Genomic DNA, 19,838 nt, shown 5'->3' on the forward strand with positions numbered 1-19,838 from the left:
CAGGTATCCAAATCGAGCTGCGGTTGGCGCAGCCCGATAGTCTAGCTGTGGTTACAGAACTTGAACATAACGATAGCCAGCTAGCTAATAAACCAGACTGACCCAAGCACTGCAGGCGCCACTGCGCGCCAGCAGAGGGCCTGCATTAATGGGCGGTACGCGCCTCGAATCCGGCATTGGTAATGGCGTCGATGATTTCCAGTGACGGCAGCACGCTCTCGACTTTTACGGTCTTGGTCTCCAGATCGACCTCAACTTTCGAATTCGGATCGATCCGCTGAATGGCGTTGGTTACCCCACGCACACAGCCACCACAGGTCATTCCGTCTACTTTGAATGTTTGCAAGATAATTGCTCCTTGGTTTGAGAGGCCTGCAGCTTTCACCTTCCCACCATGGCAAGGTCAAGCCCCGTGTTGCTATCGCGCGCTGGCAATCTGTCCCCCGCTCGGCCAAGCTGCAGCCATGGGATTTAACACAGGATACTTAGCCATGCGCTGGTCCGCTTTGAGCCTAGTCAGCCTTTTGGGTCTTGTCAGTGTGCCGCTATGGGCACATGCCGATCAGGACTACGGGGTTTTGATCATCTCCCGTGAGCGCCTTGAAGTACCGACCAGCTGCGAAGTCGGGGTGTATATAGATGACCAGTTGGCAGGGCGTTTGTTTCAGGAACAAACCCTGGCGTTCAATCTGCCGCCAGCCACTGTGGGTATCCGCCTCAAGCTTTTACCGGGCCAGGCGCCGGGCTGCTTGCCGGGCATGCTGGTACCGCCGGCCCAGCAATTCTCTTTAAAAGCCGGGGATGTGCGCAAATACCGCATCGCCCTAGGCAAGGACGGCATGTACCTCAAGCCCGCCAGGCTGGAATACTGATTGCGGTGCACACCCGGGAATCTTGAGTAATGAGGCGAGCGTCATGAATATCGGCCAGGCCGCAAGGCACAGTGGCTTGAGTGCCAAGATGATTCGTTATTACGAGTCCATCGGGCTGCTCAAACCCGCGAACCGCAGCGATAGCGGATACCGTCTTTACAGCGACGATGAGCTGCACACACTGGCGTTTATCAAACGCTCCCGTGATCTGGGCTTTTCACTGGATGAGGTCGGCAAACTGCTGGCCCTCTGGCAAGACCGCCAGCGCGCCAGTGGCGATGTTAAAGCCCTGGCCCGTCAGCACATTGATGAGTTGAATCAAAAAATCCGCGAGCTGACCAGCCTGCGCGACACCTTGCATGAGCTGGTCGAAAGCTGCCAGGGTGACCACCGCCCAGACTGCCCGATCCTCAAGGATCTGGAGTCGGGCGCCTGTTGTACTCACTGAAAACAGCCAGCCCCGGTGGGAGACGCCGCTGTTGCTCCCGTCGCCAGTAATCCGGGCACCGAGATAGTACGGCTCAAAACACTGTCATCAGCACTTTGCCGATCATCATGACGCTGACCAGCGCGCAGAGCACTGCAAACCCTTGCTGCATCAGGCGCTCGGAGACCTTCGGCGCAATCATCCGTCCGGCGATCATCCCGCCAAGGGTCGCACCGATAAACAGCGCCGCATCCCCCGAAAGACTGAAGCCCTGATACAACAGATGCCCCACAGTGCCCAGCGACACCAGCGCCACGACCATCAGCGACGTAGCAACAATGCCGTGCATAGGGACATCACTGAATTTCCGGAAGGCCGGGACAATCAAAAAACCGCCGCCCACCCCCAGCAATCCGGTGAGCCAGCCCGACACCGCACCAATGGCGGCCAGGGTGGTGGAGCACTTTACATCCCACTCCAGTCGCCCGGTGGAAGGGTTCACCCGACAGTTCTTGTGAGGCGCAGCCTCAGCCACGTGGGCGCAATCCGTTCTGGCCTGCATGAACATGCGCCCACTGACGAATACCATTACACAACCAAACATCGCCATCAGCGCGGTGCCCGGCAACAGCTTGGCCAGGTGCAGTCCGAACGGGGACGCCAGCCAGCCGGCACTTGCCATCAGCCCGGCCGCCTTGTAACGCACCAGCCCCTTGCGCAGACCGTCCAGCGCGCCCACTGCCGCCGCAATACCCACGGCCAGCAGCGCCACCGGAGTCGCCTCGAGCAGAGACCAGCCCAGGCCCAGCGTCAGCGCCGGGATGGCCAGAATCCCCCCGCCTGCTCCCGTCAGCCCGAGCAACAAGCCCACCAGCACACCCAACACGATGATCAACATAATCTGGCTCAGTCCGCCTTGCAGTCAGTGAACCACTCGCGCCCCTTGAGCATGCCGTTCCAGTAGAACCAGGGGAGCAAGGTTGCCTTCAGCAACCAGGCCGACTTGCGGGCCACCGTCGGGTCCAGCGGGAACGTCGGCAGCAGTTTGCCACCATAACCGAACTCGGCCAGAATCACTTTGCCTTTCTCCACCGTCAGCGGGCAGGAACCGTAGCCATCGTAGCGCTTGGGCAAGACGGCCCCATTGCGCAAGGCGATCAGGTTGTCAGCCACTACCACCACCTGTTTGCGGGCTGCTGCGGCAGTCTTGGCATTGGATGTGCCGCACACATCGCCCAGGGCGAATATGTCTGGATAACGCGGATGCTGCAGGGTCGCCGGGTCGGTCTCAAACCAGCCGGCTTTATCCGCCAGCTCACTGCGCCGGATAACATCGGGGGCCTGTTGCGGTGGCACCACATGCAGCATGTCGAACTTCTTCTCGACCCGCGTCACGTTGCCGTCTGCGCCCGTCACATCAAACCAGGCGGTCCTGTTCGGGCCATCGACCTTGACCAGATTGGACTGAAAGGCCAATTGGGCGTTGTAGGCTTCAACGTATTTCATCAGCGCCGGGACAAACGCCGGGACGCCGAACAGCGCTGCTCCCGCCAGATTGAATTGCACCTCGATCGAATCCAGCACCCCCTGTTTACGCCAATGATCACAGGACAGGTACATGGCTTTTTGCGGAGCACCGGCACACTTGATCGGCATGCCCGGCTGGGTAAACAGCGCTTTGCCGCCACGCAGGGTGCGCACCAGTTCCCAGGTGTAAGGCGCCAGATCGTGGCGATAATTGGAGGTGACCGCGTTTTTGCCCAAAGTCTCTTCCAGGCCCTCGATGTTCTCCCAGGCCAACTGCAACCCGGGGCACACGATCAATTGCTGATAGCCAAGCTCGGAGCCATCACTGAGCAACACCACCTTGCGTTGCGGGGCAAAAGCGCTCAGTGACGCTTTAATCCATACAACCTGTTTGGGCATCACTGTCGCGGTGGGGCGAACCGTGTCCTTGACCTCGTAGGCACCACCGCCGACCAGTGTCCACGCTGGCTGATAATAGTGTTCGGTATTGGGCTCGATCACCGCGATGCGCAGGGACGAGTCGCGCTTCAACAGGCTTGCCGACACCGAGATGCCCGCCGAGCCACCGCCGACCACAACCACGTCGTACTGCTTGATTTCCGGGGTACCCAGAGTGGCCGCTTGATAGAGCTTCGAAGAGCGGTTACCGGTGCGACAGTAGGCCAGAACAGGGGTTGCCAGTTCGCCAAGCAGATGCTGCAACTGCTGCGCTTGCTCCGGTGTTGCGCCAGTGGTCTGTACCGGCAGGTAAACAAAACTCAGGCCCAGGGCTTCGGCGGCTTGCTGCATCGAAGTGTGCCCGGGTTGTTCTGGCCCGCCTTCATGATCCGGCCGGTTGCAGATCACACTGCGAAACCCCAGCGCGGCTAAAGTATGGAGATCAGACTGCTCGATCTGACCCGTCACAGAAAATGACTCGTCGATTCGCTTGATGCTTTGCTCCATTGAGCACTCCAGGCACAACAAAAATGAATGGAATAGGCAGGTGAGTAACCGTCACTTTTTAAGCGCTTGCCCACAGTACAAGCCTGACAGGGTTTGCATCACCGAGACCACTTCGAAGCTGGCGAGCGAGTAGAAAATATACTTCCCCATGCGACGGGTATTGACCATGCCTTCATCACGCAACACCCCGAGTTGTTGCGACAGCGTTGGCTGCCTGATGCCCGTCAGCGCCTCAAGCTCGCCGACATTGCGTTCGCCCTGGGTCAATTGGCAAAGCAGCAGCAGCCGGTCTTCGTTGGCCAGGGCTTTGAGTAGCGTGCAGGCTTTGGACGCAGAGTCGCGCAGAAGTCCGATTTCTTCGCTGGTTAGCTGAGCAGACATGGAAAGCTCCGGGACGTGATGATCGACAGTCTACGACCCGATAATATATGTTTCAATATATTGAGTATTTACTGATCCATGGGAGGACCTTCATGCACACCGAAATTCAAGGTTTCTTCGACGCCGTAACGTCGACCGTGAGCTACGTGGTCTATGAGGCTGACGGTGGCGAGTGCGCAATCATTGACCCGGTACTCGACTACGATGCCGCTGCCGGGCGTATCAGCACGACAGGCGCCGACACGATCGCCGCCTTCGTCCAGGCCCATGACCTGAAGGTGCAGTGGTTGCTGGAGACTCACGCCCATGCCGATCATCTGTCTGCCAGCGCCTACCTCAAGCGTACCCTGGGAGGCCGGATCGGCATCGGCGCGCCGATCACCCAGGTCCAGAGTGTGTTCCGTGACATCTACAACCTTGAGCCGGCATTCAAACTGGACGGTTCGCAGTTCGACCATTTGTTCCAGCCCGATGAGGAGTTCCGCATTGGCCGCCTGCACGTACGGGCACTGCACGTGCCGGGGCACACCCCGGCCGACATGGCCTATCAGGTAGAACACAGCAACCTGTTTGTGGGCGACACCCTGTTCATGCCCGATGTCGGCACCGCCCGCTGCGACTTCCCCGGGGGCGATGCGCAACAGTTGTATCAATCGATCAGGAGGTTGCTGGCCCTGGCGCCAGAGACCCGACTATTCATGTGCCATGACTACCCGCCGGCAGGACGCGAAGCCACATGGTCAACCACCGTCGGCGAACAGCGCGCCAGCAATATCCATGTCAACGACAGCGTTGATCTGGCGGGTTTCGTCGACATGCGTACCGCCCGCGACGCCACGCTCGGGGTTCCGGCACTCTTGATTCCGGCCATTCAGATCAACATTCGGGCCGGTAACCTGCCGCCCGCCGATGACAGCGGTTTGTGCAGTCTGAAGATTCCCCTGAACCGGTTTTAAACCAGCCCGCCCCCTCATCCGCTCCTGCGGGGTTTGGGCCGCGCCCATAAAAAATCCGGCCTGGGCCGGATTTTTTATTCATCGAATTACTGCATCCAGGGGGGAGGCGGCTCTTCGGCTTTGCTCGGTGGCGCATCGTCCGCAGCACGTACGGCCTGACGGAACGCTTCGTCCAGACGCGCAGCTTCAATCTCGCGCATCACACCGCCAACATCGGCCAGCTCGTCCGGTTCGTCAAACTCACCGGTCAGCACGCTGCCCGGGTGCAACGTAGCCGCTTCGTAAAGCGCCCACATTTCCTTGGCGTACTTGGTGGTCTTGAGCTCCGGGGCAAAACGTCCGAAGTAGGAAGCCATGTTGCCCACGTCACGCTCCAGCATGCTGAACGCGTGGTTGTTGCCCGCAGCATCGACCGCTTGCGGCAGGTCGATGATCACCGGCCCGGTAGGCGTCAGCAATACGTTGAATTCCGACAAGTCACCGTGGACCAGACCGGTGCACAACATCAGCACTATCTGTTGAATCAGAAACCCGTGGAACTCGCGGGCCTGATCCGGCTCCAGCACCACGTCATTCAGACGCGGCGCAGCATCACCGTACTCATCGGCCACCAGCTCCATCAACAGCACGCCTTCCAGGAAGTCGTACGGCTTGGGAACCCGGACTCCGGCACCCGCCAAACGGAACAGTGCTGCCACTTCGGCATTCTGCCAGGCATCTTCGGTTTCTTTACGACCGAACTTCGAGCCCTTGGCCATCGCTCGGGCCTGACGGCTGTTGCGAACCTTGCGACCCTCCTGATATTCGGCGGCCTGGCGAAAACTACGTTTGTTAGCCTCCTTATAAACCTTGGCGCATCGCAGCTCATTGCCGCAGCGGACTACGTACACAGCTGCTTCTTTGCCACTCATGAGTGGGCGCAGCACCTCGTCGATCAGACCGTCTTCGATCAGGGGTTCTAAGCGTTTTGGAGTCTTCATCAGCTTTTATTGTGGGTCCTTTATTACCAAACACGCGAATGTCACTCGTTATACGGCAATCCACTCACCACGGGGAGAGGGGGGCCGTGTTAAGAGTCGCTTGTGTGCACTCCATGTGCCAACAAATCCGGAAAGTCGCTTCCTGCGCCAGCCGTCCCGAATGATAGACGAGCGCAAACTTTAGAGCATCGTCTAATCCAACCAGCGGTCATGCCGCCCCCGCCGGGAGCGCTTTTGTCCTTTGCAGGAGCATCCCGCATAACGGGCGAATCAATGCCTGAACAACTCCCCCGGAGTAAAGCCGAACATTTTTTTGAATGCAGCAATAAAGGCCGACGTCGAGTCATAGCCACAGGACAACGCGGCGCCCGTCACACTGCCACCCTCCTCCAGCAGCCTGAGCGAGGACAGCAAACGCATGCGCTGACGCCAACGGCGAAAACTCATCCCGGTTTCACGGGCAAACAAACGCATCAGGGTTTTCTGTGAAGTTCCCAGGCGCTCAGCCCACAGGCTCAGGCTGACCTCGGCATCCGGGCATGCGATCAGCTCATTGCACAGGCCCAGCAACCGCACATGCCGGGGCAATGGCAGCGAGAAGCCGACCTGATTCAAGGCCGCCAGTTGATCAAGCAACACCTGCACCAGGCGCTGCTCGGGGCTGCCGCCTTCGGGGTACTCCACCGGCAATTCGCAGAAGTGCTTGATCAACTCCCGCGCCAGCGGCGTTACCTCCAGGACCCGGCAATGCTCGGGCGCCCACAGGCAATCCTGCCGGCGTATATACAGACTGCGCATTTCAGCCCGGGTCGAGGTGACTACCTCATGCTCCAGCCCTGCCGGTATCCAGATCCCCCACTGCGGCGGGGCAAAGAAACTGCCTTCATCCGTGTGCACCCCCAGCACGCCACTGATCGCGTACGAAAACTGCACCCAGTCATGCCGGTGACGCGGCGTCCACGAACCTGCCCCCAGACTTTCGGCACGGGCATACAGCGGCCGCGGCAAAACATCGAGCACCGGAATGGCACGCTGGGCGCTAGCTTGTCCGTTTGGCGGCATTGGTTGGCCTTATATCGCAAGACGTCAGATAAATCCGACGTTAGGCTAAGTCATCATTTCTTACAATATCGCGGTGCCCGGAATGCCTGTGCTCAAACATCTCAAACGAATGTTCACCGACTGGTTTCTGTGCGGGATGCTGCTAGCGACATTTCTGGCCTATGTATTCCCCCATTTCGGCAGCACCGGCGGCGCCATGCATGCCGAGTGGGTGATCAATATCGGCGTGTTCCTGGTGTTTTTCCTGCACGGGGTCAATCTGTCCAGTGAACAGATCAGCCACGGCCTGAAAAACATTCGCCTGCACTTCATGGTGCAAGGCTTCACCTTTATTGCCTTTCCGCTGATCTGGGTGGTGGCCAACAAACTGTTGGGCGCCCATATCCCGCCCTTGCTGATGCTGGGGTTCTTCTACCTGTGCGCGTTGCCCTCGACCATTTCATCCTCCGTGGCACTCACCGGGAGCGCGGGCGGCAACGTGCCGGCAGCGATTCTCAATGCCAGCCTGTCCAGCGTTCTGGGGATATTCCTGACCCCGTTACTGGTCAGCTTTGTGGTCGGCAGCGGCGCCGGCGGGATCGATCTGGGCTCAACCTTGCTCGATCTGTGCGCCATGCTGTTATTGCCACTGGTATTGGGCCAACTACTGCGCCCGCTGATTGGACGCTTCTTCGCCCGCCACAAGCGCTATACCAACATCGCCGACAAAGTGGTGATTCTGCTGCTGGTGTACGCCGCGTTCTGCAACTCGATGGTCTCCGGCATGTGGCAACAACAGGGTACTTCGGTGATATTCAGCGCCCTGGCCGGCAGTGCGGTATTGCTCGCAGTAATCCTGTGGCTGACCACCCGCACCGCTCGGGCCCTGAAATTCAGCACTGCAGATGAAATTGCCGCCGTGTTCTGCGCCAGCAAAAAATCCCTGGCCGCCGGCGCCCCCATGGCAGCACTGATCTTTGGAGCCAACCCGGGGCTGGGCCTGATTCTGCTGCCAATCATGATCTACCACCCGCTGCAACTGATCGTCTGCTCGGTGATGGCTGAAAGCTACGCCACCCGTAACCGAGAACAAGCCGCCGCTCAAAACCAGGCCATCGCGCCCGCCCGCTAACCTGCACAATGCTCCGGGAGCTGGCTTGCCAGCTCCACTGGGTTCGGCTCAGCGCTCAATAATTGCCGTCACCCCCTGGCCGCCTGCGGCGCAAATCGAGATCAGACCCCGGCCTTTGCCGGCGGTGGCGAGCAGCTTGGACATGTTGGTGAGGATCCGTCCGCCCGTCGCGGCAAACGGATGCCCCGCTGCCAGTGAACTGCCCTTGACGTTGAGCTTGCTGCGATCAATAGAACCCAGCGGGGCATCAAGGCCAAGCCGGGTTTTGCAATAGTCTGCGTCTTCCCAGGCCTTCAGGGTACAGAGCACCTGTGCCGCAAAGGCCTCATGAATTTCGTAGTAGTCAAAGTCCTGCAATGTCAGACCATTGCGCGCCAGCAGTCGTGGGACGGCATACACCGGGGCCATCAGCAAACCCTCCGCGCCATGCACAAAATCCACCGCTGCCGTTTCGCCGTCGCGAAAATACGCCAGAATCGGCAGACCACGTGCCCGGGCCCACTCTTCACTGGCCAATAACACCACAGAAGCGCCGTCGGTCAGCGGTGTTGAGTTGCCGGCCGTCAGCGTGCCCTTGGCGCTTCGCTCGAATACCGGTTTAAGGGCCGCCAGCTTCTCCAGGGTCAGGTCCGGACGCAGATTGTTATCGCGGCTCAAGCCCAGAAACGGCGTAATCAAATCGTCTTCCCAGCCCGCGTGATAGGCCGCCGTCAATGCCTGGTGACTGTGCAGGGCCAGCTCATCCTGCTCGATGCGGGGGATGTTCCAGGTTTGCGCCATCAGCTCGCAGTGCTGGCCCATTGACAGCCCGGTACGCGGTTCACCGTTACGCGGAAACTCGGGCTTCAAAAAGTGCGGCCGTAATTGCAGCAAGGTTTTGAACTTGTCCACAGGTGCCTTGGTGCGATTGAACTGCAGCAGCCATTTACGCAGCCCGTCATTCAGGCCGATCGGCGCGTCAGATGTGGTGTCGACGCCACCGGCAATCGCGCATTCGATCTGCCCCAAGGCAATTTTATTGGCCACCAGCAATGCAGCTTCAAGGCCCGTGCCGCAGGCCTGCTGCACGTCATAGGCCGGGGTTTGCGGCGACAGCCGGGAGCCCAGCACGCACTCGCGGGTCAGGCTGAAGTCGCGGGAATCCTTGAGCACCGCCCCGGCCACCACCTCCCCCATCCGTAGCCCGTGCAAGCTGTACCGCTCGATCAGACCTTCCAGAGCGGCGGTCAGCATGTCCTGATTACTGGCATTCGCATAAGGCCCATTGGAACGGGCAAACGGGATTCGGTTACCGCCAATAATGGCTACACGACGCAGACTCATACGATTCACCCTATTCTCTTACGGTCAATGTTCGTAACAAGCGTAGGTCTTATCGCTGATAACGAACGACCCACCCGTGTTTGTGGTCAACCCTTTGAACCCAATCTGTCGGAGAGTGTTCCATGTCAGACCGTTATATCGACTTCGTCAACTCATCCCTCGGCCAGCGTCTGGTCGGCGCGTTGGGGCTGCCGTCACCGGTGCGACTGGAACGCTGGCAGGCTGGACGGCTACGCCCCATCGAGGGGCCGCTCTTGATTGGCGGCGGTAGCCTGGCCGCAGAGGTCAACAGCTTTGCTTCCAAGCTGACCGACGCTGTATTCAGTTACGGGCCTGACCCCCTGGTCGCCACACCCTGGATTCCAGGTACCGGCCCCAAACTCAAGGCGGTGGTGTTCGACGCCAGCGAGCTCTTGCACACCGACCAACTCAAACAGTTGCGCGAGTTCTTTCAGCCCTTGCTGCGCAGCCTTGAGCACAGTGCCCATCTGCTTATTTTGGGCCGGGCGCCTGAAACATTGAGCGATCCATTCGCTGCCAGTGCCCAGCGCGCCCTTGAAGGCTTCAGTCGCTCACTGGCCAAGGAGTTGCGCAACGGCGGCACCTTGCAGCTGCTGTATGTCGGCCAGGGTGCCGAAGACCAGCTTGAAGGCGCCCTGCGGTTCTTCCTGTCACCCAAAAGTGCTTATGTCAGCGGTCAGGTCATACGCCTTGGCACCTGCGCCACCCGGGTTCAGGACTGGACCCGGCCGCTGGCAGGACGCAAGGCACTGGTCACCGGCGCCGCCCGTGGCATTGGCGCGTCCATTGCCGAAACCCTGGCCAGGGACGGCGCCGAAGTGATCCTGCTGGATGTACCACCGGCCAAGACTGACCTCGACGCCTTGGCTGCACGCCTGGACGGACGCAGTATCACCCTGGATATATGTGCCGCTGACGCCGCCGCCCAACTTATCCAGCAGTTGCCGGACGGCATCGACATCGTGGTGCATAACGCCGGCATCACCCGTGACAAAACCCTGGCCAACATGACCCCCGAATTCTGGGACGCAGTGCTCGCGGTCAACCTCAACGCACCGCAAGTGCTGACCAAAGCCCTGCTCGACAGCGGCACCCTGCGCGATAACGGCCGGGTCATTTTGCTCGCCTCCATCAGCGGCATTGCCGGCAATCGCGGCCAGACCAACTACGCCGCCAGCAAAGCCGGGCTGATTGGCCTGGCGCAGGCCTGGGCGCCGCTGCTGAGTGAGCGCGGCATCAGCATCAATGCCGTGGCGCCGGGGTTTATCGAAACCCAAATGACCGCCCACATTCCGTTTGCCCTGCGCGAAGCAGGCCGGCGCATGAGCTCGCTGGGCCAGGGTGGCCTGCCCCAGGACGTTGCCGAAGCCGTAGCCTGGCTCAGCCAGCCGGGTTCGGGGGCCGTCAGCGGGCAAGCGCTGCGGGTATGCGGTCAAAGTATTCTGGGGGCATAAACCATGAGCGTGAATTGGCTGGATCTCGGTAACCCGCCGCATTTACCCGCGCTGTACGCCCATGCGGCGGCCAAACGTAAAATCACCGGCAACACCCTGCCAGAACAGGGTTTGCGCTGCTGGGTAGAGGTCCAGGCCAAACCGCTGGCCGCGTTCCGTGACATCTGCGCACTGGCGCCAGGGCCGCTGCTGCCGCCGACCTACCCCCATGTTCTGGCGTTCGGTCTGCAAATGCAGTTGCTGACCGACAAGAGCTTTCCCTTCCCCCTGCTGGGCTTGATTCACCTGACCAATCGCATTCGCGTGTTGCGCCCGATGGGCGGGGTAACGCAATTGCGCATCGGGGTATTTGTCCACAACCTGCAAAAACACGCCAAGGGCGCCACCTTCGATGTGGTCACCCAGGTTGACGACTTGATCGGGCCATTGTGGGAGGCCGACAGCACCTTGCTGTGCAAAGGCGTCGAGCTGCCGGGCGACGTAGCTCAACCCGGTGCACAGCAGCCGGTGGCGATGAACGAACTGACCCGCTGGTTCGCCCCGGCCAATATCGGCCGCCGCTATGCCAGGGTCTCGGGCGACTACAACCCCATTCACCTGAGTGCCGCCAGCGCCAGACTGTTCGGCCTTCCCAGCGCCATCGCCCATGGTTTGTGGCTCGAGGCCCGGGCCCTGGCGGCCCTCGACTCGCACCTGCCCAAGGCCAACGTCGAGATCAGCGTGGCCTTCAAAAAACCGGTACGTCTGCCCAGTGAGGTGATCCTGCTCAGTAGCGCGGCGGGCTCCAGCGGCGACTTCCAGCTCAACGGCCACGGCGATCTGCTGCACATGTCCGGCAACTGGCGGCCGATCAGCTAGCGCCCACAGGGTATAGCCACCGGCTAGTAGCGCCTTTCACTTGCGCCAACTTCTGTTCGGCCGCAAGCTTTGCGCCTTCTGGAGAGCACACCCTCGATGAACCTCGACGAACTGACCAAACGCCTGCACCGCATCCGCGATAACAATCACTGGAAACAGTTCCACAGCCCGAAAAACCTGGCCATGGCGGCCAGTGTTGAAATGGCCGAGCTGGTGGAAATTTTTCAGTGGCTGAGCGAAGACCAATCGCGCCAGCTCCCCGCCGACCAATTGGCCCACGCCGGGCAGGAGGTGGGGGACATCGTGCTGTACTTGCTGTTGCTGTGCAGCGAACTCGGACTGGACATGAACGAAGTGGTGCGCAACAAACTGGCCGACAGCGAAAGGCGTTTCAGCAAATGAGTGACCGTCACTTCGATCAACTGGCGACCCGCTTCGCCGAAAAAATCTACGGTGGCGCCAAGGGTGCCATTCGTCTGGCCGTACTTCAGGCCGACCTTACAGAGTCACTGCCCGCCCGCCCCCTGCGCGTGCTGGATATCGGCGCCGGGCTGGGCCATATGTCGCTATGGCTGGCCCAGCAGGGGCACGACGTAACCCTGGCCGAGCCGGCAGCGCCCATGCTCGAAGGTGCGCGCCAGCGCTTTGCCGACGCGGGCCAGAACGGCACGTTCATTCAGGCGCCGTGGCAAGAGCTGCTGGGCCAGCTGACCGAGCCTTACGACCTGGTGTTGTGTCATGCGGTGCTGGAATGGCTGGCCGAACCCCACGCCATTCTGCCCGTACTGCACCAGCTCACGGCCAGGGACGGCTGGCTGTCGCTGGCGTTCTACAACCGCGACGCGCTGATCTATCGCAACCTGCTCAAAGGCCACTTCCGCAAAATGCGCAAGAACGATATGGCCGGCGAAAAACAAAGCCTCACCCCGCAACAACCCCTGGACCCACGGGAACTGGCCACTGCGCTCGAAGGCTTGTGGCAGGTCGAAACCCAAAGCGGTGTGCGGGTATTTCACGACTACATGCCCGTGGAGTTCCAGGCCCGCGCCGAGCTGCAAGCGCTGGTAGAAATGGAGCTGGCCCACCGTCGCCACCCAGCCTTTGCCGGGTTGGGACGTTATCTGCATTGGGTGTGCCGCCCGGTTTGAACCGCCCGTTCGGGAGAACAACATGTATCGCCGTTTCGCCTTAGTTGTCTTGAGCCTCGGGCTGGTGGCTTGCCAGAGCCCGAACCCTTATACCCCGAGCGCACTGCCGATGCCGCCCGCTCCGGCCCAGACAGCCAACACCCTGGACTTGAGCGCCTACCCTGCGCCGCCACGGGATTACGGGCGCTATCAAAGCTGGGCCTGGCTCAATGGCCACCTGCCGGCCGGCACGGCCTGGGCTGACCCGGCACAAATCGCCGAGGCGGTAAATAACGCCCTCGACCAGCGCGGCTTGCGCCCTGCCCAGCCGGGTCGCCCGGCAGACTTGTGGGTGAGCGCTGATTTACATACAGAAAAACGTCTGCGTCAGGTGCAGGACGACTATGGTTATGGAGCCGGTTACGGCAACAGTTATGGCCGTTACGGCAATCAGTACGGGATGTACAACTCGTTCCCCGTGGTACGCACCTACGAAGTTGAAGTCATGGTGGTGCGACTCAATTTCTACGACGGCAAAACCGGTCAACCCGTATGGAGTTCAAGTGCAGAAACCAGCAGCAAAGGCAGCCTGAGCGAACGTAGTGACGCCCTGCGCGAATCACTGAAAAAGGCAGTGCAGGCTTACCCACCTCAGTAAGTTTGAATGTTGAAGCGGAGATATCATCATGCTACGTCGCATTGCACTATTGGGCCTGGCCCTGCTGCTCAGCGCCTGCGAGTCCATGCAGGTCACCAGCGACTACAACCCTTCTGTCGATTTTGCCAGGTTTCAGACCTGGGCCTGGAAAGACCCGGCGCTGCAATACCAGCCCAATAGCCTGATGCTAAAAAGCGACCTGACCGAGCAACGGATCATGCAGGCCGTGAGCAGTGGCCTCGACCAGCGTGGCCTGCGCCCTGTGACGGCGGGCAACAAGCCGGACCTGCTGGTGCAAACCTATCTGATCGTGGCCAACCGCCAGGAACAAATTGTCACCAACTACGGCTATGGCGGCCCATGGGGCGGACCTTGGGGCTATGCTGGTGGCCCGTGGGAAGGTTACTGGGGCGCACCGATGTACAACGAAACCCGTAATGTGGTTTATCAGGTGGGCACCCTGCAAATCGACTTGATCGATGCCAAAGACGGCAGACTGGTATGGCGTGGCAGCGCAGAAAAAATCGTCGACAACAGCCCGACCCCTGCCGAGCGCAGCGCTGCCATCCATGAAGCGGTGAATAAAATTCTCGGCAACTATCCGCCCAAGTAAGGTTTGAGGCGTATCATTAATAACTTGCTCGCGATGTATACAAGTAAGAATGGATTAATACTTTCGCGAGCAAGTTAGCTGCTACACGTTTTATCTCTTCAGATATCAATGACTTTTGCACAGTTGTTCACATCACTCATATAAAACTGGCAACTGGCCAGCGCTTCGTCGACTTTTTGGCTACACTCGGTAAACTTTGGAGAGTTAGCGCTGGACCATGTTCCAGTATCAGGAGTGCTCGATGTCTCCCCGTCTAAGTGGTATCCGTTTTTCTGGCCCCCGACAGCAGCGCGGCGCAATCGGCTTGATGGCCGTAGTCGTCCTCGGCATGGTGCTGATTTTCATGTTGTTGGTGGTCGACAGCGGACGGCTTTACCTGGAGCAACGCAAATTGCAACGGGTGGCGGACATGGCGGTGCTGGAGACAATCAGCCGGGGAGGCTCGTGCGTGACCGGTACCGCACTGACCTACGCCAAGGACAGTGCAACCCGCAACAGCTTCATACCCGGGGCTGTTCAGCAAGTAAGCACCACCTGCGGCACCCTGGTGACGGGAAGCGACAACCTGCGCACTTTCAAGGCAGACAACAGCCAAACCGAGGCCATACGCGTTATCGCCACCACCACCGTCCCCACCAGTGTCGCCGGCGGGTTGTGGAGCATGTTTTCCACGGGCAAGTTTAATTTCGATACCCATTTAACTGCGAGTGCAGTGGGGGCTGCACCAAAGGGGTTACTGGCTCAACTTACGATTCGCAGCACGGCCGTAAACATCGACTCTGCAAAGTCCCAGTTACTTAACGCGCTATGGGGCGGGCTGCTGGGAGGCTCGCTCAATCTAAGCGCTGCGGGCTGGCAAGGTCTGGTCGACAGCAAGATCAACTTGCTGAGTTACCTGGATCAGTTAGCCATTGATTTAAACATCAATGCCGGCAGTTATACCGATGTCTTGAACACTAAAATACAACTCACAAAACTTATCGACACGGCCATTAAAGTGCTGACACTTAATGGCAATACTACCAGCGTGGCCGTTGACGGGCTCCTCGGACTTAAAGCTGCGGTGGGCAGTATTCAGGTCAAACTGGCCGATATATTGAAACTGCAAACGGGTACAAGTGGCGCGGGGCTGGACACCAACTTGAATGTCTTCCAGTTAGTGGAGGCTTTTGTCCAGCTCGCCAACATCAATAATGGCGTAGTGGCTACCGTCCCGCTGAACGTTCCGGGCGTGATCAATGGCGTGGTGAAATTAAAAGTCATAGAGCCACCTCAGCTTTCAGCCATTGGTGATCCGGCAAAGGCCAAGGCCAACCCTACCGATCCTGCGTCCCGGATCTACGTGCGTACTGCACAACTGCGGGCGGGGGTAAGCATCAGCCTGCCAGTGCTCGATACCCCGGCAGTCTCGTTCGTTCTCAATAACCTGGTCGGCCCCCTGACCAATACGCTGAACAGTTTACTAAGCCTCAATCTGGCTGCCACCCTTGAGTCGGTCCTGTGTCTGGTGATACTTCCTTGCAAGCAAACCGATCTCAAAGTACTCCCTGCCCCCAGGATCGACATTATCCTTGAGCTCGCCAGCGCCAACTCCTATGTCACTGATTACTCATGCCCCAGTACGACCACAAAAAGCCTGACTGTCGCGAACAATGCAGCCCTGGTAAAGGTCAAGTTCGGAAGTATTGACAACATGACCAATGCCTTGTCTTCAACCGGCGATGTCACCATCAAGCCATTGCCCATCGTTGATATTGGTTCCGTCACCTGCTCGGGGCTGGTTCTATTCAAAGTATGCGACCCTAAAACCCGGATACCTTTTTATGGTGGCGGGATTGGTCTAATGGTAGACACCAGTATTGGCAGCCTTACCGCTCCCTACCAGACCCATACTTACAATCAACCACCCGAAGTAAAACAGGAGCCGCTTTTTTTCACCGTAGAAGCAAAAGATCTGGTGGGCACGCTTAAAACCACGCTGCAAGGTATAAAGCTGGCGGTCTATAGACCCACAGGCACCAGCGCCCTGGGCAATCTGCTCGAGGGTATCGGCAATATATTGAACGGTTTAATTACGGCCATCAGTAATATCATCGGTACTTTGCTTAGCCCGATTGTCGACCCGCTTTTAAACAACATCCTTAATTTGCTGGGGATAACCATCGACAAGGTCGACATTGGCGCCAACCTCTCCTGCGGCCAGGGCGGACGCGCCCAACTGGTGCTCTGACCCGCAACACCTGTAGCCGCTACGGGAAACAAAGCTGCGATGGGCAACCAAGTCCATCACATCTTCTGTCGCACCTCGTCAGCGGCGGCTGGCCTCTAGCCTTCTGACACCGGCAACTCTACGCAAAACCGGGCCCCGGTTGCGCTGTTGCTCACGCTCAACCGCCCGCCCATGTTGTCGATAATGCCGTAGCTCACCGACAAGCCCAGGCCAGTGCCAATGCCGACGGGCTTGGTGGTAAAGAACGGTTCGAAGATGCGCTCCAGCAAACGCGGGTCGATACCGTCGCCGTTATCCTGGACCCAAAGGCGTACATGGCTGCTGTCTGCTTCGGCGCTCAGGGTTATCAGGGGCTGGAAGTCGTGGTCCGTCTCGCGTTTGCTCAACAAGGCGTCACGCCCATTGACCAGCAGGTTGATCAGCACTTGCTCCAGCTGATCAGCGTGGCCGCGCACCTGCACGCTACACACCAGCTCTTCAGTGCGAACTTCGACCCCTTTGCTACGCAGGCCTTCGCCCAGCAAGGCCAAAGTGCCTTCCAGTGCCTGCACCGGGTTGAATACTTGCTGCTCGATTTCGGAGCGCCGGCCGAACACCCGCATATGGTCCACCACCCGCGCAGCACGCTGGATTTGCGAATCGATACGGGTGAGTTTTTCCGTCAGGTAATCAATCTGCACATCGCCGTTACCCAGGCGCTTGAGCACGTTGACGATCGCCATGCGCATCACATTCAGCGGCTGGTTGATCTCATGGGCCAGGCCGGTGGCCATTTCGCCGAGGGTGGCCATCTTCGCGCCATGGGTCAGTTGCTGTTGCGAGCGCCGTACTTCGGTGTTGTCGCGACCTACCGCCTGGATTTCGAGCAACTGGCCCTGGGCATCGAACACCCCGCGATCCGACCAGACCCACCACGCGTGTTCACGCCCGGGCAGTTGCAGGCTGATTTCAGCCGTGCTGACCGGAAACTCCGGGCTCAAGCTGGCAATCCGCCGGGCAAACAACTGACGCTGCTCCGATGAGAGCCAATCCCCCAGGCTGATCCCCGGCAATTGCTCCGGGGTGCATTCCAGATAAGTGGCCAGTGGCCGGTTGCCGAAAGTCAGGGTCAGGTCCGGCAAGTAGCGGCAAATCATCGCCGGGGAATCTTCGACCAGTATCCGGTAACGCTCCTCGCTGTGCTTGACCCGATCGGCCGCTTCGGTGGTCTCGGTGATATCCAGCCATAAACCCACCGCCTCGACGGGCAGCCCCAGGTCATCGCGTAATAGTTTGGCCTCATCCAGCAACCAGTGATACTCGCCACTGCGGTCGCGCAGGCGATAGCGGCTGCGGCTGCTGCCTTGGCGCAGCAGCTGGCGGGTACGTTCAAAATACTGCTCGCGGTCGTCGGGGTGAATCTTCTCGATCAAGGCGCCGCCTGCGCAGTCGTCCAGACTCCAGCCCAGCAAAGGCTGCAAGCTGTCGCTGAAGAAAGCGGGGAGCAAGGCGCCTTCGTCGTAGCGCTGTACGTAAATCACCGCGGGCGAACTGGCAATCAGGTTGTCCAGTCGCGCATGGGCGGCAGCGGCTTGCAGTTGCTGGTTTTTAATGTCGCTGATATCGAGCATGTAACCCACTATGCGCCGACCTGCGCCAGCCCCCAGCACCTGGCCCTGTATCCGGTACCACCGCGCAGGCTGCCCGCCCTGGGGTTGATGCACCCGCGCGCACAACAGCAATGCTTTGCCGTGCTCCAGCAGCGCATTGAAACCGCTGCTGATTTCATCCCGGTCCGCTGGGTGAAACAGCGCCAGCCACGCCTCGCGGGTCAATGCCGCAGGCTCCAGCTCGGGCAACAGACTGGCGCTCAATTGTGCTGCCAGCTGAATCTGCCGGGAAGGCTGCAACCACTCCCACCAGCCCGTACCCAGCAGTTCTTGCAACGCGACCATGCGCTCCTGTTGCGCAGTGTGCTGCTGATCGCGCAGACGGTCCTGCAAAGGCCCGGCCATCGCCGCACACACCAGCAACCAGTCGCTGTCGCTCATCAACCGGCGCTGCTGCGCCTCCGGGTAAAAACCCAGCAGCAACCAAACAGACTGCCCGCGTTGATCACGGTATGGCACCAACAAACCGTCGGCATTGCCAAACAGGCTGTTGAGCAAAGGGGTACGGCTCCTCTCAAGATCCGCATTTATGTGCCGGGGCGCTGTTGCGTCAAGATCATCGAGAACCTCGCCAACGGTCTGCCCGGACGTCCACAACAGCGGCGCATCAAAAGCGTGATAAGCACTGTAAAGACGCCAGCCGAGGGCGGTATCACTGCGCACGGCCAGCGCCACGCAGGGCACACGCCACTGCTGGGCCACACACCGCAGGGCTTCATGGATCACTTCAGGCAGGCGGGCAGCGCTGCACTGGCGCAGCTGCTGAGTGATGCTGAGGGCCAGTTGCATGCATTGTTCGCGGCTGCCGGCTTGCTGACTGTGGCGCCGTAAATCGCTGATATCCAGCAACTGCAACAGCCAGTGATCGCCCTGGGGCTGCACCCAGCCCCGGGTGTTCAGCACGTTCAGGCCCGGCCCTTGAAAGTCCAGATCAAGGCTGTGCCCGGTCCAGTCTGCCGGCACACCTTCAAGGGCCTGGGTGCTGCCCGGCACCAGATAGTCCAGCAACAGACGCGGCGTTCCTTCACCTGTAGCCAGCCCCAGGCCAAAGCGCTGCAGACCATGGGCGTCAATCACCCGCCCCTGCGGATCGAGCACCAGCTGTATGCCCGCATCGGTTCGCCACTGCAGGCCTGGGGATTCGGGCGCCTGCTCGCCGAAGCCGCCGAGCAGGCGTCCGAAGAATCGTTCACCGTGAATCAAAATTTCATACTCGATGTCACCGTCAAGGAGCTCGGCAGATCAGGTACGGTAATAGTTCCAAATTTAAGTACCGGCATGATGCTGCGCAACGCAACGGACGGCAGACTGACAGTCGCAGTCAGTACCCCTTTGGTGGCGTCATAAGTTGCAGTTTTGACCAGGCTTGTAGCCACGGTTTTAGGGACCCAGCTCAGTTTGTCGTTCAGCACGCTGGTGGCCAATGCCTCAACCGTGGATTTATAAGTCGCCGCCGTCAGCGAAGGATCGACCGCCACACTGCGGCGCACCGCCTCGGCGGTGGCGTTATTGAATGACTGCATCAGCAACAACGGCAAGCTGTAACTTAGTACGCCATAAAGCACCGCAAAAAAAACAACAAATACCAGCGCGAACTCAATGGCAGCGGCGCCTTTTTGTTTTTTAGGAAGGCCTGTTTTCATG

The 19,838-nt window shown here is 59.5% G+C and carries 20 protein-coding genes; 11 read left to right on the plus strand and 9 right to left on the minus strand.

Annotated elements, in window-relative coordinates:
- Positions 1–145: 145 nt before the first annotated feature.
- Complete coding sequence (locus tag JQ848_RS19815) at positions 146–346, minus strand: heavy-metal-associated domain-containing protein (protein ID WP_003439311.1); 201 nt, start codon at positions 344–346, stop codon at positions 146–148.
- A gap of 145 nt (positions 347–491) precedes the next feature.
- Between JQ848_RS19815 and JQ848_RS19820 the strand changes: the two genes are divergently transcribed.
- Together JQ848_RS19820 and cueR are read left to right on the plus strand one after the other, a co-directional pair.
- On the plus strand, positions 492–872 hold the full coding sequence (locus JQ848_RS19820; protein WP_003439309.1) for a hypothetical protein: 381 nt from the start codon (positions 492–494) through the stop codon (positions 870–872).
- A gap of 43 nt (positions 873–915) precedes the next feature.
- Positions 916–1,320 (plus strand): Cu(I)-responsive transcriptional regulator, encoded by a 405-nt coding sequence (gene cueR / locus JQ848_RS19825; RefSeq protein ID WP_202211054.1) that lies wholly within the window; start codon positions 916–918, stop codon positions 1,318–1,320.
- Positions 1,321–1,393: 73 nt separating this feature from the next.
- Here the strand turns inward: cueR and JQ848_RS19830 are convergent, their stop codons facing one another.
- From JQ848_RS19830 to JQ848_RS19840, 3 genes are read right to left on the minus strand one after another with little or no spacing between them, the layout of a single operon-like run.
- Entirely contained in the window at positions 1,394–2,197 is an 804-nt protein-coding gene (locus JQ848_RS19830) for a sulfite exporter TauE/SafE family protein (protein ID WP_003439305.1), read from the minus strand.
- An 8-nt stretch (positions 2,198–2,205) separates the two neighbouring features.
- On the minus strand, positions 2,206–3,771 hold the full coding sequence (locus JQ848_RS19835; RefSeq protein WP_010656214.1) for a bifunctional protein tyrosine phosphatase family protein/NAD(P)/FAD-dependent oxidoreductase: 1,566 nt from the start codon (positions 3,769–3,771) through the stop codon (positions 2,206–2,208).
- 51 nt (positions 3,772–3,822) lie between these two features.
- Complete coding sequence (locus tag JQ848_RS19840; protein ID WP_003439303.1) at positions 3,823–4,152, minus strand: ArsR/SmtB family transcription factor; 330 nt, start codon at positions 4,150–4,152, stop codon at positions 3,823–3,825.
- Between the two features lie 92 nt (positions 4,153–4,244).
- On the opposite strand from JQ848_RS19840, the gene JQ848_RS19845 reads away from it, so the two are divergent.
- Positions 4,245–5,108, plus strand: coding sequence for an MBL fold metallo-hydrolase (locus JQ848_RS19845; RefSeq protein ID WP_003439302.1), 864 nt, complete (start codon positions 4,245–4,247; stop codon positions 5,106–5,108).
- A gap of 86 nt (positions 5,109–5,194) precedes the next feature.
- Here the strand turns inward: JQ848_RS19845 and JQ848_RS19850 are convergent, their stop codons facing one another.
- Both JQ848_RS19850 and JQ848_RS19855 read right to left on the minus strand, forming a co-directional pair.
- Positions 5,195–6,088 carry a PA4780 family RIO1-like protein kinase gene (locus tag JQ848_RS19850; RefSeq protein WP_003439301.1) on the minus strand — a complete coding sequence of 298 codons (894 nt, stop codon included), beginning with the start codon at positions 6,086–6,088 and terminating at the stop codon, positions 5,195–5,197.
- 270 nt (positions 6,089–6,358) lie between these two features.
- On the minus strand, positions 6,359–7,150 hold the full coding sequence (locus JQ848_RS19855; protein WP_202211055.1) for an AraC family transcriptional regulator: 792 nt from the start codon (positions 7,148–7,150) through the stop codon (positions 6,359–6,361).
- An 82-nt stretch (positions 7,151–7,232) separates the two neighbouring features.
- Here JQ848_RS19855 and JQ848_RS19860 point away from each other — a divergent pair, with 82 nt between their 5' ends.
- Positions 7,233–8,261: a bile acid:sodium symporter family protein gene (locus JQ848_RS19860; protein ID WP_202211056.1), complete on the plus strand. Its 1,029-nt coding sequence runs from the start codon at positions 7,233–7,235 to the stop codon at positions 8,259–8,261.
- A gap of 48 nt (positions 8,262–8,309) precedes the next feature.
- On the opposite strand, the gene JQ848_RS19865 is transcribed toward JQ848_RS19860, so the two are convergent.
- Positions 8,310–9,584 carry an acetyl-CoA C-acetyltransferase gene (locus tag JQ848_RS19865; RefSeq protein ID WP_003439295.1) on the minus strand — a complete coding sequence of 425 codons (1,275 nt, stop codon included), beginning with the start codon at positions 9,582–9,584 and terminating at the stop codon, positions 8,310–8,312.
- 122 nt (positions 9,585–9,706) lie between these two features.
- On the opposite strand from JQ848_RS19865, the gene JQ848_RS19870 reads away from it, so the two are divergent.
- The 7 genes from JQ848_RS19870 to JQ848_RS19900 all read left to right on the plus strand — a co-directional run bounded on the left by JQ848_RS19870 (position 9,707) and on the right by JQ848_RS19900 (position 16,545).
- Positions 9,707–11,059 (plus strand): 3-oxoacyl-ACP reductase, encoded by a 1,353-nt coding sequence (locus JQ848_RS19870; RefSeq protein WP_127195760.1) that lies wholly within the window; start codon positions 9,707–9,709, stop codon positions 11,057–11,059.
- 3 nt (positions 11,060–11,062) lie between these two features.
- Positions 11,063–11,917 (plus strand): MaoC family dehydratase, encoded by an 855-nt coding sequence (locus tag JQ848_RS19875; protein ID WP_003439291.1) that lies wholly within the window; start codon positions 11,063–11,065, stop codon positions 11,915–11,917.
- Positions 11,918–12,013: 96 nt separating this feature from the next.
- Positions 12,014–12,319 (plus strand): MazG-like family protein, encoded by a 306-nt coding sequence (locus JQ848_RS19880; protein ID WP_003439290.1) that lies wholly within the window; start codon positions 12,014–12,016, stop codon positions 12,317–12,319.
- A complete protein-coding gene (locus JQ848_RS19885) occupies positions 12,316–13,065 on the plus strand; it encodes a methyltransferase (protein WP_003439288.1) in 750 nt (249 codons plus the stop codon). Before JQ848_RS19880 ends, JQ848_RS19885 begins: the two co-directional genes overlap by 4 nt.
- A 22-nt stretch (positions 13,066–13,087) precedes the next feature.
- Entirely contained in the window at positions 13,088–13,702 is a 615-nt protein-coding gene (locus JQ848_RS19890) for a DUF4136 domain-containing protein (RefSeq protein WP_202211057.1), read from the plus strand.
- A gap of 28 nt (positions 13,703–13,730) precedes the next feature.
- Entirely contained in the window at positions 13,731–14,315 is a 585-nt protein-coding gene (locus tag JQ848_RS19895; protein WP_003439285.1) for a DUF4136 domain-containing protein, read from the plus strand.
- Positions 14,316–14,556: 241 nt separating this feature from the next.
- Positions 14,557–16,545, plus strand: a complete 1,989-nt coding sequence (locus JQ848_RS19900) for a pilus assembly protein TadG-related protein (RefSeq protein WP_202211058.1) — start codon at positions 14,557–14,559, stop codon at positions 16,543–16,545.
- A 95-nt stretch (positions 16,546–16,640) separates the two neighbouring features.
- Here JQ848_RS19900 and JQ848_RS19905 read toward each other — a convergent pair whose 3' ends face one another.
- Positions 16,641–19,397: a PAS domain-containing sensor histidine kinase gene (locus JQ848_RS19905; protein ID WP_202211059.1), complete on the minus strand. Its 2,757-nt coding sequence runs from the start codon at positions 19,395–19,397 to the stop codon at positions 16,641–16,643.
- Positions 19,394–19,837: a TadE/TadG family type IV pilus assembly protein gene (locus JQ848_RS19910; RefSeq protein WP_010656221.1), complete on the minus strand. Its 444-nt coding sequence runs from the start codon at positions 19,835–19,837 to the stop codon at positions 19,394–19,396. Before JQ848_RS19910 ends, JQ848_RS19905 begins: the two co-directional genes overlap by 4 nt.
- Position 19,838 lies beyond the last annotated feature (1 nt).

The organism is Pseudomonas paraversuta (assembly GCF_904067025.1).
GTDB lineage: Bacteria > Pseudomonadota > Gammaproteobacteria > Pseudomonadales > Pseudomonadaceae > Aquipseudomonas > Aquipseudomonas paraversuta.

Coding starts and splice junctions, on each gene's coding strand:
- JQ848_RS19855 (WP_202211055.1), bottom strand. CDS start 7,150: ATGCCGCCAAACGGACAAGCTAGCGCCCAGCGTGCCATTCCGGTGCTC.
- JQ848_RS19860 (WP_202211056.1), top strand. CDS start 7,233: ATGCCTGTGCTCAAACATCTCAAACGAATGTTCACCGACTGGTTTCTG.
- JQ848_RS19885 (WP_003439288.1), top strand. CDS start 12,316: ATGAGTGACCGTCACTTCGATCAACTGGCGACCCGCTTCGCCGAAAAA.
- JQ848_RS19870 (WP_127195760.1), top strand. CDS start 9,707: ATGTCAGACCGTTATATCGACTTCGTCAACTCATCCCTCGGCCAGCGT.
- JQ848_RS19850 (WP_003439301.1), bottom strand. CDS start 6,088: ATGAAGACTCCAAAACGCTTAGAACCCCTGATCGAAGACGGTCTGATC.
- JQ848_RS19865 (WP_003439295.1), bottom strand. CDS start 9,584: ATGAGTCTGCGTCGTGTAGCCATTATTGGCGGTAACCGAATCCCGTTT.
- cueR (WP_202211054.1), top strand. CDS start 916: ATGAATATCGGCCAGGCCGCAAGGCACAGTGGCTTGAGTGCCAAGATG.
- JQ848_RS19820 (WP_003439309.1), top strand. CDS start 492: ATGCGCTGGTCCGCTTTGAGCCTAGTCAGCCTTTTGGGTCTTGTCAGT.
- JQ848_RS19890 (WP_202211057.1), top strand. CDS start 13,088: ATGTATCGCCGTTTCGCCTTAGTTGTCTTGAGCCTCGGGCTGGTGGCT.
- JQ848_RS19840 (WP_003439303.1), bottom strand. CDS start 4,152: ATGTCTGCTCAGCTAACCAGCGAAGAAATCGGACTTCTGCGCGACTCT.
- JQ848_RS19830 (WP_003439305.1), bottom strand. CDS start 2,197: ATGTTGATCATCGTGTTGGGTGTGCTGGTGGGCTTGTTGCTCGGGCTG.
- JQ848_RS19900 (WP_202211058.1), top strand. CDS start 14,557: ATGTCTCCCCGTCTAAGTGGTATCCGTTTTTCTGGCCCCCGACAGCAG.
- JQ848_RS19845 (WP_003439302.1), top strand. CDS start 4,245: ATGCACACCGAAATTCAAGGTTTCTTCGACGCCGTAACGTCGACCGTG.
- JQ848_RS19835 (WP_010656214.1), bottom strand. CDS start 3,771: ATGGAGCAAAGCATCAAGCGAATCGACGAGTCATTTTCTGTGACGGGT.
- JQ848_RS19895 (WP_003439285.1), top strand. CDS start 13,731: ATGCTACGTCGCATTGCACTATTGGGCCTGGCCCTGCTGCTCAGCGCC.
- JQ848_RS19875 (WP_003439291.1), top strand. CDS start 11,063: ATGAGCGTGAATTGGCTGGATCTCGGTAACCCGCCGCATTTACCCGCG.
- JQ848_RS19910 (WP_010656221.1), bottom strand. CDS start 19,837: ATGAAAACAGGCCTTCCTAAAAAACAAAAAGGCGCCGCTGCCATTGAG.
- JQ848_RS19880 (WP_003439290.1), top strand. CDS start 12,014: ATGAACCTCGACGAACTGACCAAACGCCTGCACCGCATCCGCGATAAC.